The following is an 11,914-nucleotide window of genomic DNA, read 5'->3' as shown; positions in this document are numbered from 1 at the left end:
GGCTGCGGGAAAAAGCAAACATTCATGGAGAATACGAAGGCGAGTAGGCTCAGGAATTTCGAGGACTTCAAGGAGCTTAAGAAATTCAAGGATACGAAGAGGTTCAAGGATCACGAAGGCTTCAAGGATTATAAAGAAACCTATAGAGAGAATGAGCGCGGGCTTTCGCCAGGGCTGGAAAACAGCCTATCCGCTTGGTATATCCGAGGGGTATCATTTGGGAAGCTGTGAGACGGTCATACGCAGCAATCAGCGTAAGGAACCTCTGCGAACCAGACAGTGGCGGCTTATGTTTGTCGTTTCCGGGCAGGGAGATCCCTATGCAACGATAGAACGCGGACTGCTGCTTAGCTTGCATGAGCTTGTCTCTGAGCTGCGAGTAGCTACTCCTTTTGATGATGTGGCCTTAATAGCTCAGACTATGAAGCCTGACCTCGTACTCGTGTTTAATGGTATGGATTATGTATCCGCCGAGACCATTCAACTGCTTCGTCAGCGAGGCCATCGCACGGCTGTCTGGTTCACGGATGATCCTTACTACGCCGATTTGTCCGGAGCGATTGCTCTGAACTACGATATCGTGTTTACGCAGGAGTTGAACTGTGTTGAATGGTATCGCGGCCTTGGATGCCCAAACGTCCACTTTATTCCTTTGGCGGTATCCACACATATATACAAGCCTCAGCGAGTTGCTTCCGAGTTCCATAATGATATCTGTTTTTTGGGAAGCGGCTATCGCAATCGCATCACCTTATTTGATGCGATCGCTCCGCTGCTGGCATCGAAAAAAACGTTAATTGCCGGCAGGTGGTGGGAACGGCTGGAGCGCTATTCGCTGCTGCAGCCGTTTATTCGTGGAGATGCCGCTTGGCTGACAAGTGAGGATACAGTCAATTGCTATGCGGGTGCCAAGATCGTTATTAACTGTCATCGCGCTTTTGATGATGATGAGATCAATGCCAATCAGCGAAGGATACCAGCAATCTCGCCCAATCCGCGCACGTTTGAAATTGGCGCTGTAGGAACCCTTCAACTGGTCGATGCCAGAGGAGGACTGGAGACATTTTATACACCGGGTGTGGAGATCGAGACGTTTGCTTCCCCGGAGGAGCTTGCCCATAAAATCGAGTATTACTTGCAGAATGAGCAGCAGCGCAGACGAATAGCGTTGAACGGACTGGCACGAACAGTACGGGAGCACACGTATAGCTCACGGCTTCAAGAGCTGCTGCATGCTGCCTTTCTGTCATGAACAGCTGCACACAATGTGACGATGATGAGGTGTTGAAACTATGAAAATAAAGGTAAAACGAAAGGTTAGTAAGCAGCCTGCAGGGGGTAAAACCTCTTCTTATGGCAAGCAGCTCCGAGGCACGCATAAGTCGACATTCAAGCTGAAGAGGAAGCCCGGTGGAAAACGTAGTAAAGATTTAAATAAAACAGGGAGAAGAACCCTCAGCAGAGGAAAAGCGGATAATACCAAACGGTTCCGTCCGTCCATAGTCAATCAGATGCTGGATGAATCGCATTCCAAGGGCTATCAGTCCGGATATCAGGATGGCCAGTCCAAGAACTCCAACAGCCTGATCCACGAGCGGATCCACGAGCAGAGCTATAATCAAGGACACCGTGATGGACATAAGGAAGGCTTGTATGCAGGAGGCGACGGAATTGTCGATTCGCTGCTGCCATTCGATGCGATTCTACCTGAAATATCAATCAGGCATATTATTGAAGCGGGGATCGGGCAGCTGCATTCACAATTTTTTATTTTGCAAAATGCAGAGCAAATTACTCATCGTCTGCGTCATGCACTGGATACCAAAACTCCCTTTTCCCTTGTGCGCATTGGGGATGGCGAAGTGTTGACGATGGCGCAGGAAACCATACTCAGCATTGATCAGGTGAAGGAGGAAGGGAAGTTTCTCAGCTATGCCGGAGTCGATGTCCCGGATTTGGCGGCAAGAGATCAACTCATTAGCTCCTTGAAGCAGGCGACTGTGGTTGGCATTCCGAAGCTTCGCAATTTCACCTATCAGCCTATGGCTTTCCAAGCGCTGCGCGCACATGGTGTCGACTACCATAACTTGAGCCTGACTCACTCCCTTGTCAACTATTATATTTTTAAAGAAGGACGACTTGCAGGACTGTTACGGGGAAGTCGGATACTGCTTGTAGGCAATATGGCAGAAACGTTATCTACTGTCCTGACGGAGCAAGGTATGACGGTTAGCGGTATTGTTACTCCGGTACATGGAGTGAGGGATATCCCGCGTGTGATGGCGGAGGTATCCCGTCATGACTTTGATCTTGCACTTATATCAGCAGGGGTGTCAGCAGTCACGATAGCACAGCGAATCGCAACCGAGATGGGCAAGGTCGCTATCGATTTTGGCCATTTGGCAGATGAGCTGGCAACCCGCAAAGAAACCTTGTATTGAAACAACGGGCTGTAGAGCCCAGCTATACAACATCATACCAACCGGAAGGAGGTCATACTCCGGATGACCAGGGGACGTAAAAAGGCTATAAGAAAGCGGAAAGCCGTTCTTACGATAAGGAAAGCCAAACGTTCTTCGCGCAGGCGGAAAGCGCCATTGATGAACAGGAAATCGCGACGTAAATTGAAGATTTCCAAGGTATCTGCTCGATACAGGTTGGGATATCTTGCCGGTTATCAGGCAGGCTATGGTATCGGTTATCCTTCAGGTGTTACTGCAGGTGCAGCTTCTTTCACCGTTATGTTCGAGGGCACAAGTATCATTATCCCGACCTTTAATCAAGGTGAGCTGCTGCGGCAGTGCATCGAAAGCATCAGTCAGTTTACACCTGAGCCTCACGAAATCATTGTGATCGACAACGCTTCAACCGACAGTACAGCAGATTATCTGCGGACGATGGCAGGTAAATTACGTTACCGGATCAATCCGGATAATATCGGCTTCGCCGGTGGAGTGAATCAGGGCATGAAAATGGCCAGAGGGTCCAGGCTGCTGCTGCTTAATAACGATACAGTGGTTACACAAGGCTGGTTGACTAACCTGCATCGCTGTCTCGATAGTGATGAACGATTCGGCCTAGTAGGTCCCATGACGAACTATATTAGCGGGGAGCAGCTGGTTGCCACCTCGTATACATCATTGGAGGAAATGCACCGTTTTGCTGCAGAATTTAATCGACCCGATCCGCTTCGCTGGAAAAAAACAGCTCGGATCACCGGTTTTTGTCTACTTTTCCGAAGGGATTTGTTCGAGCGGCTTGGTTATTTTGATGAAGGCTTCCTGATCGGGAATTGTGAGGACGATGATTTTTGCCTCAGGGTTCGGCTGCTTGGTTTGGATCTTGTGATCGCAGGCGATTCTTTTATTCATCATGTCGGCAGTGTGAGCATGAAGGCGCTCGGTTCGGAGATGGGAGAGGTATATGGACGCAACCTTGACTATTATGCTAAAAAATGGGGTAGTGTGGACCAGCTCATATCTGAAATGGAGGGCTTGCCTGCCAATGGAGAACGGAGATCGATGATTCATTACTACCCGGATCATGCCGTTGTGCAGGGAAACCGGGGTACTGTCTATGAGCTGCATGCTGGCGTACGTCGCCTTTTGACGGGAACGGACAGTTTGCCAGTATCCCCAGCCCGTCTATCGCATGTGGAGCTGAGGGGATGTATACGCGGAAATGGGATACATGCTGATGAGGTTCGTAATCGTGCTCATGCAATGGCTGATCCAAGCTCAGGCGTGCAGGAAGGGACTCTGCTTCAAAAGCGGGATGGACAATTGTTCCTTCATGAGGGCGGGCGGCTGAGAAGGATTGTATCCGAGCTTGCTATATCAGTATGGGGATTCGATCGCCAAAAGCCGGTAGCTACGAATGACTCTCAGTTAAGCAGCATGCCGATAGGACTGCCAATTATTGCTCCAATTACGCTGAGATCGGACAATATTTAAGGTTTGGGCAGTGGAAAGAGTGGCTTTCCTAATTACTTCGGCATAGGCTACAGGAGATACCGTGCGATTGTGAGAAGTCCATTTTTTACAAGAAAGCTCTAAGCAGCTTCTGATGATATCCGATTTTCTTAATTAGCTTTTCAGCGAATAGCTTTAAACAATGCTAACAAGGTTAGCTTCCCTGGAAAAAGTTCTGCGATAGCTTACGAAGGAAGTACTAAGTAAATGCTAACGAGGTCAGCTTCCTACGGAAGCTCTGAGGAGGGGTAAAGGGTGCAAAATCAAATCACGGAGATGATTCATCATATGGCCAACTCGCAGGAGCAAATGGCGAATATCATTGAGGCCAAGCGGCATGTGGTTGTTCATTTATCATCGCTTAATCATCAAGTCTCAACAGTAGATCCGAACCTTGGCGAAATTCAGTCGCTGATGGAGCACTCTCTTCTTATTACAAAAAGTGTTACCGCCTATTTAAATAGCTTGGCCGATTTAGAAGATGCTTTGGCGGAAAATTTGAGCAGTGTGATGAAGGAAATGGGAGATCAGGCTGCTGACGAATAAATCGCAGACCATCTGGTAGTATACATTGTACAGTTAAGGAGGTAGTGCTTTGAGCAGACCGGAATCGTTTAATCGGATGATGACAGCAGCGGCCAAGTTCCAATTGAATATAGCCATAATTTTGGAAGCGAAGGCGATTGAAGCAGTAAAGTCGCGTCATTGGATATGTAATCGTCTCAACCTCTCTGCCTATGAGGATCATGCTCAGCAAGTGAAGGAAACGATGGATGTTCATGATCAATTAATCGAACTGATTGACGGACTTACGAAGATGGAAAGTGCACTGGCCAAAAATCTCACCATTATTTTAAATCAAAAAGAAGAGGAAGATATGATGGGCGGTGGCTCGGGTTCTGGCGGCGGTGGTATGGGCGACTTGTTCAATCTGGGTGGGAGCTTCAAATGACGGACCGGCCCAACGCTCCAGCCTACACCCATGAACAGCGCATACAAATGCATATGCTAACCTCCATTGCGAGAAGTCAGCGTGCGCTTACCCAAATACTAGAAGCTGTTGCAGACCTTACCCAGAAATCTGCAGATGCCCATATCAGCTCTGAGAGCATTACTACGAACCCGAAAGAGACCGTACAGCGCGTTGTTGACAATATTCAGCAGATCAGTAATTACCAACGACAGCTTACAGCCAAAATTACCGGAATTACAATTCGGCGCAGAGTACGAGTTCGAGGACATAATGGCAAACCATGGCTGAACCACGAACATGTAACGGAATTACGCCAAGGTATACAGGAATAGAGATGCAACAAGGAAGATCAAGGGAAACAGTCTGAACTAGAGGGGAGGAACACTGGCAATGGGAGTGACTGCATCCAGAAAGCGTCGATCCGTTCGCAAACCGCTCACAATCAGCAAGCGCATCCGTGCTAAGAAATCGGTTTCCAGCCGAAAAAAAGCAATCGGTAAAAAAGTCTCTGCCCCAAAAACTGCTTCTACAAAAAAGGCAATCGCTGCAAAAAAAACGGTGTCAGGCCGCTCTGGAAAGCGACTGAGCAGGGGCAAAATCCGTACTTCCAGACGCAAGGTCAATAGCCCTAAAGCCGGCCCGCATAAAGAGGCAGCGTATAGTGAGGAGTATAACAAAGGCTTCAACAGCGGGTACGAGGAAGGATTTAAAGTAGGCCATGCCAAGGGCTCTGAGGATGGCCTGGAGCAGGCTTATGGTGAATTGGATCCCAAGTAACGGATGGAAACTAAATTTTACTGTTGCATAAATAATCCAAATTCTTGTATAATCGAACTATTGCAGGTAAATATTGGATGATTTCAAATAATTTCATAATATTATGTCGGAAGCACCGCCATTCGAGGTTTTTTTTACCTTAGGTTTGGGGTGCTATTTTTGTTTAAATCCTGGTTTCCACAAATACATAATCGATACCATAATGGAGGCAATATCCTATGAAACTATTAAAATCGTTAACAACCGTTACTTTACTAACAGCATTCACCGTCTCGCTACCTACGGCTACGATCCATGCAGCTGCCTCGATTAACTTTAAAGATATTCGTGGACACTGGGCAGAGACAGATGTCCAAATTGCAGTGAAAAAAGGCTATGTCGACGGATATGCAGATGAAACCTTTAAACCGGAGCAAAATGTGAGCAGAGCTGAATTCATTAAAATGGCAATTACAGCTATGAGCTTGAAGACGTTAGCGGCACCAGACAAACCATGGTACGAGCCATTTATCGAGTCAGCTGTAACGAACGGTATCCATCACTACGAGGACTATACAAGTGGGGATATCAATACCCCCATCACACGAGAAGAAATGGCCAGGATAGCCGTTAGAAGCGCCGGAGAGAAGAACACAGACGCTTTAAAGTGGATGTATTTGGCAACAAGTAAAGGCATTATCAATGGCTTGGATAATCAAGGAACGATCGGTGAGGATCAACCAACAACGAGAGCGCAGGCGATCACGGTTATTGAACGGATGCTGAAGCTTAAAGCTGGGGAAAAGCTGCCATCGGACAAGTATGCGACTTCGGCGGCTGAGATCCTCTGGCATAAGACGAATGCTTCTACGATGGCCCCTGAATACTTTGGATGGGCTATTGAAAATAACATACCATTTGAATTTGATAAGATTCGCTATGAGGGGATCAAAGGATATTCCGAAACAGAAAAATATATCGTCGTTGATATGGGTGATCCTACCGATCCTAACCGCAAGCTGATTCCAGATACTATGCGTTGGATTATGAAAGTGGGAAATGAACGTACAGCAACCCAGGATGTGCCAACTAATGCCTATGCATTTTTGTCCTTTGATCATTTTTACGTAGAAAGCGAAACGCCGTTAAAAGGTTTTTTATATTCATATTTGAGTTTAACTAATTTATATATTACAGGGGATAACATCGGTAAAGATGGGATGTTACTAGATGTTACTCCTTATGCTGAATCAGCCGGAGAGGGTCCTGTAATTAAATTCGGACGGACTACATTACCTGCAGGTACTCATGATGTAAGACTCGTAACTGGACAATTAGTTCCTAAAATGAAGGGTATAGATAAAAATGGGTTTAGTGTGTATAAAAACCCAGCACAAGGTTTGGGGGAAAAGGGGACTTTTATTGTTTATGAATCTGTAATTGACAAATCATTGGGAGGCAAATAGAGGTGAAGCGACTCTTATATATAACTGTAGTTTTATCCCTGATCCTATCTAATTATTTATTTCTCTTTGATCCGGATGAAGTCGAGGCTGCTGGACCATTGTCTGCCCAAGTTGTCGATTACGATAGCGTAGATATGCTTTTTACGATGCCTGATGGCTCATTTGGTTCCAAACAGCAAAGCGTAACACCCAAAGAGGTTACGATTTCCAATCCTTCAGGCGATCCCATAACCAAGGTGGAACTTAGGGATGCGAATACGCACACAGTTTTGCAGCAAATGATCAGCGTAGGTGGCAATAAATATAAAGCAGCAACCCCCCTACAGCAGCAAGGTCAAATCATAGTTGGTACAAACAACTACGTAAAACTTGATGACGGTTCTTTTCAGTGGTTCCGAGATCCAAACAAAAAGGTATGGATGTTCGATTACGATGATTCAGCAGCAGATGGGGGATTAACACATCGATTTTATAGAAACAAAGACAATGCTGTTTATGATTTCCCACCACCTACTTCCTGCCTTCAACACAAACGAGGAATGCCTTATGGTCCAACACTTCCAGCGTATCCCTCCGGATACGAGTCTACAGTACAGTATTGTGATAGTGCCTACGATTACAGAGAAGGGACCTTAAATGTACCCGAATTAAGCGTATTAAGTGCTCCTACAATCAAACTAAATTTTAATGATGCCGTACATCTAGAATTCAATACTACCGATTTTCAACTTGATGATTTAGGAACCTTAACTGCTGCTAATATAAGTGGCTTATCGACCGACTATATTGATATCCCTACAAAAAAATTCCGATTCAACTTTACCACGCTATTTTCAACATATCCAGACGAAGATCCGGAGGACACGCCTGATGGTCGGATTTTAACTTGGTACAGCAACTGGAAAATCAAACTAACCGGCTACGTCTACAAATACCCCAAACTCGAAGCCGTAGCCTACACAGCAGCACCTACAGCCAAAGTAGATTTAACTGTTCCTACCTTAACAGGATCTTCTTGCATCGAAGCCGGAAAAAGTGCCACCTTCAAGTATTCCATCACGAACAGCGGCCCAGCTACATCCAGCCCGTTTAAAGTCAAAATTTCAGCCGATGGAGTGGAGATCATTACCCATACGTTTAATGGGATAGGAACTACCACGGAGTATGGGACGTTCACCTATCAATTTTCAGCTCCAGGAACGAAGGGAATCACAGTTTTAGCCAATAGCGACAATTCATTAGATGAGGAATCGACTACTAACAACACGAAAACCGAGTCCTTTACAGCTTCAGCCAATTGTAATGGTGGCGGAACCGATCCTGGAGGCTGCAGTTTAGGCGCAGGCTGTCCCGGAGAATGGAAAGGAACCCTAAAGGTCCATTTCCCAACCATCGAATGGAAGAATCCCAATGATTTTAACGTCACACTGACAGATCCGGCCAATGGCTGCACAGCCGTTACAGGGCGGTTTCGAGTCTCGCAGGGCAATAATGCATACGCATACGGCTGGACGCCTATTGTTGGTGGCAAAGATACCATAGGTTTTGCGTGGCAAATGGCGGGGTCTACGACCTATCCTGGTAATATCGGAGCTGGAACCGTTATCGTCATGTATGACGTCGAGGATAGCTGCGGCCGAATATCGTTGATAGGTCCCGAACCTTTTGAAATTATCAAAGTCGCAGGTGCCCCTACTGTTCAAGTGGATTGGTACAAAACCAGCACAGGAGCGAAAACGTCCAGTGTGGTACAGGATGAAAATGTTTTTGTAAAAGCAGCAGCCACCGATAGCAAAAACGAGAAAGTGACACTGAGCTGGACATTCACAGGGAGTACAAGCTGGCTTGCAGGATTACCAGCTTTCATGGGTTGGACCTCACCATTAAACAAGATGCAGTATTCAAATATAACGGCATCTGTCAAAGGTACCCACCAAGTTTGCGTAACCGGAACCAATGAATCAGGCATAAGCGCTAAAGCTTGCTCATACCTGGATGTCATCGGTCCTGAGCCTGTTGCTGTCATTGATGTAGGCGGCTGGCTGAAGGAAGGCCGGAGAATTGAATTATCCGGAGAGAAAAGCAGCAGCCCAAGAGATATGGCGTTGACGTATGCCTGGACGATAGCACCAATAGCTGGACAAACAGCAGGGACACAAGCAGAAATTGAGTACATCCAGCCGCTATCTGGGAAACTCAAAGATTTTAAAACGCCTAAGCTCGGGAATTATCTGGTTACGCTTGTCGTCACAGACACAGAGGGACTTACAGGATCGGCGACCAAAACGGTAGAAGTCAAACCCGATCTGCCTCCTATTGTCGATATCGCAGGTAATAATAAAGCAGGACGTGATGTAGCAAATCGAGGATTGGCAACCTTTACTGTACTTGGAACCGGATTAAGCGTTGATCAGGATATCATCGTGAAGCGATTATGGTCATTTACCTATGATGGCAACAATGATGGCATTTTTAATGAAGGTGAAACAGCTGAAATCGATGAGGATAGTTTGGTGATAGGAGCTGAGTATCTATATTCATCTAATGCAGAATCTTTCTATATCGCGAAAACCGGAGTCCACATCGTAGAGCTGAGAGGTCAGCATGTAGGGAAATTTAATATCAAGCTTCGTGTGGTTGAGGCACCGGGACAACCCACGGATCTCGTACATTAATTTTGAAAATAGGTGGGATCGTAATCGGCCCGCCTATTCAGCATGGATAGGAGGGGCAATATTGACTCGGATACGCACAAACAAATGGATAAACAGCGTCATGGTGGTTCTTGTATTCTTCTCAATTTTTATAGATTCATTACCTATTGAGGCGATTGGAGATAGTGCAACGAAGAATTTTCCGGTAGAGGTGAACAATGACAATCCGGTTGCCACCTTTACAGCTACAGGTATTGCCACAGAGCCCATGCCTATCAATGTAACTCCTTTCCCAGCGTCCGATTTTATGAACTGGACGAATACCAGCTTAGATAAGTCCTGGATCAACAATGGGTGGTATGCATCTGCTGATGGTCGATTAATAAGCGCTAGGATGGGCAAAGGAAACCATAGTAAATTCTCTATGCCAATTGGGGCCGAAAATGTTGGCTTGAATCGAAAGGAAATTAAATTACCTGCCTATGACTCCAGCGCATACTTTTATTTAGGTCAAGGGGAATACTTGAGTGATTCGGGTGACGGTAATGTGAAGAATTATCATATCGTAGGAGACACACACGAACCTATCCTTTTAGGCAACTTTGCAGTTAGTGGTAATGTCCCAGGGTTGTATGTGCGTAAAGATTTAGGAGAAATCTTGTATCGGACTCAAGTGGGTCCAAGATTTACGCCCGGATGTGCTTGTTATCAATATAACGAATATTGGTGGAGGTATCGTATTGCTGATCTGATTGCGTTGAATGCATCACCGTCAGCATCGGGAGGTTACGGGCAGCAACTCGATGGAGCTACGCTGACTGTTTTTCCGAACAGTAAGAGAGCGACATTCAGTAATGGGGATGAGCCTGGTCACTATGCTCGTATGAGGTTTAATTCGGATTTCAAAGAAATTAACCTTACGGCGCGGACTATTAAATCCTTTAAACCTGACAATATGGCTACTCCCTATAAGACGGAATCATTTGACAATATCCCGGCTGAACCCAAAATAACTACATATAATCCGACTGTGTGGTATGCCTATGTCGCCTATCTACCCAACGGCTATGATGATATCCTTGGAGTTTCCACAGAGACTAAAGATAGTATTGATGGCGGCGATATTGGGTATTGGGCACCTGCCGGAGATTCAAAAGGGTACTATTATACAATAGTCAAAATATCAAATAAGCCGCACTTAATCAGATGGGATGCTGAGACTGGATTTCCTTCTATCGTTAAACAGATCGTATCCCATGATAAAATCAATGGATTTAACGGAGTAGGAGTATCAGCTGACCAAAAATATGTTGCTTTATCCTATTGTTGGCCTTATGACTCTGAATATGAGACACCTGCTGGTTGTAATTACTACTATGAAAATCTGGTTACGAGTGCCGTTACGACAACAAAACCTTCAGATTTTTTTGAATGGGTCGAAGGCACTGCGACCTCAAACGGTTATCCCAATTATACAACGTATAGGAATGGCTATGGAACTACGTCATTAGGTTCCAGAACAATAGACCTTACAAGTGGGGTACAAATAAACCAACAACTATTAGAGAAACAATGGCCGAGAAACAGCAGCAGATATACGGACAGTATTATTACGAAGTCCGGAAGCTACTATGCCGTAACGTATGGCTACAAGCCGAGTACAGGACAATCCCCATACAGCAACGAACCTATTACCTTCGGCCAACTGTTCAATCCTTCGTCTCAACAGGTGATCAACGGTACAATTTCATGGAATATGAAGTTTTCCAAGCTGGACGGTCCTGATTATCACGCGGGTATGGGATTCCGAATTCAAAATCACCAAAATATGTATAGAGTCGAAGTATATAAAGATTCTGTGCAACTGTTTCGTATCGTAAACGGTAGGAAAACCGCAATTTCTCAACCCGCGAGCCACTACCTGGCGAATGAACAGCAGGTAGCTTTCAAAATTAAAATAACAGGCACACATATCAAGGTCTATGAAAAAAATGGACTCATCATGGATGTGGTAGATAACACGTTTACATCCGGTACGCTTGGTCCGTATTCAACAGCCGATAATACCGAATTTAAAGGCATAAGTTACATGTG

At 45.7% G+C, this 11,914-nt stretch carries 11 protein-coding genes; all 11 read left to right on the top strand.

Annotated features, from left to right (window positions below):
- The first annotated feature begins 24 nt into the window (after positions 1 to 24).
- Positions 25 to 231 carry a hypothetical protein gene (locus BK127_RS43725; RefSeq protein ID WP_179097506.1) on the top strand — a complete coding sequence of 69 codons (207 nt, stop codon included), beginning with the start codon at positions 25 to 27 and terminating at the stop codon, positions 229 to 231.
- Positions 218 to 1,252 carry a CgeB family protein gene (locus BK127_RS16145; RefSeq protein ID WP_256711339.1) on the top strand — a complete coding sequence of 345 codons (1,035 nt, stop codon included), beginning with the start codon at positions 218 to 220 and terminating at the stop codon, positions 1,250 to 1,252. The genes BK127_RS43725 and BK127_RS16145 overlap by 14 nt, the downstream gene beginning before the upstream one ends.
- Before the next feature lie 40 nt (positions 1,253 to 1,292).
- Positions 1,293 to 2,441 (top strand): GT-D fold domain-containing protein, encoded by a 1,149-nt coding sequence (locus BK127_RS16140; protein WP_256711338.1) that lies wholly within the window; start codon positions 1,293 to 1,295, stop codon positions 2,439 to 2,441.
- A gap of 159 nt (positions 2,442 to 2,600) precedes the next feature.
- Positions 2,601 to 3,953: a glycosyltransferase family 2 protein gene (locus BK127_RS16135; RefSeq protein ID WP_076232423.1), complete on the top strand. Its 1,353-nt coding sequence runs from the start codon at positions 2,601 to 2,603 to the stop codon at positions 3,951 to 3,953.
- Positions 3,954 to 4,226: 273 nt separating this feature from the next.
- Entirely contained in the window at positions 4,227 to 4,517 is a 291-nt protein-coding gene (locus BK127_RS16130) for a hypothetical protein (RefSeq protein WP_076231955.1), read from the top strand.
- 49 nt (positions 4,518 to 4,566) lie between these two features.
- Positions 4,567 to 4,923, top strand: a complete 357-nt coding sequence (locus BK127_RS16125; RefSeq protein WP_076231953.1) for an alpha-helical endospore appendage domain-containing protein — start codon at positions 4,567 to 4,569, stop codon at positions 4,921 to 4,923.
- Positions 4,920 to 5,276 carry a hypothetical protein gene (locus tag BK127_RS16120; protein WP_076231951.1) on the top strand — a complete coding sequence of 119 codons (357 nt, stop codon included), beginning with the start codon at positions 4,920 to 4,922 and terminating at the stop codon, positions 5,274 to 5,276. Before BK127_RS16125 ends, BK127_RS16120 begins: the two co-directional genes overlap by 4 nt.
- A 58-nt stretch (positions 5,277 to 5,334) precedes the next feature.
- A complete protein-coding gene (locus tag BK127_RS16115) occupies positions 5,335 to 5,721 on the top strand; it encodes a hypothetical protein (RefSeq protein WP_076231949.1) in 387 nt (128 codons plus the stop codon).
- A gap of 218 nt (positions 5,722 to 5,939) precedes the next feature.
- Entirely contained in the window at positions 5,940 to 7,166 is a 1,227-nt protein-coding gene (locus BK127_RS16110; RefSeq protein WP_076231947.1) for an S-layer homology domain-containing protein, read from the top strand.
- A gap of 2 nt (positions 7,167 to 7,168) precedes the next feature.
- Positions 7,169 to 9,841 (top strand): CARDB domain-containing protein, encoded by a 2,673-nt coding sequence (locus BK127_RS16105; protein WP_076231945.1) that lies wholly within the window; start codon positions 7,169 to 7,171, stop codon positions 9,839 to 9,841.
- 61 nt (positions 9,842 to 9,902) lie between these two features.
- Positions 9,903 to 11,914 (top strand): hypothetical protein (locus BK127_RS16100; RefSeq protein WP_144026474.1); only part of this gene is annotated, 2,012 nt, incomplete at its 3' end.

It is taken from the genome of Paenibacillus sp. FSL H7-0331, from assembly GCF_001956045.1.
The sequence above is the reverse complement of the archived record's forward strand: the minus strand, read 5'-3'. Positions and strand labels throughout refer to the sequence as shown.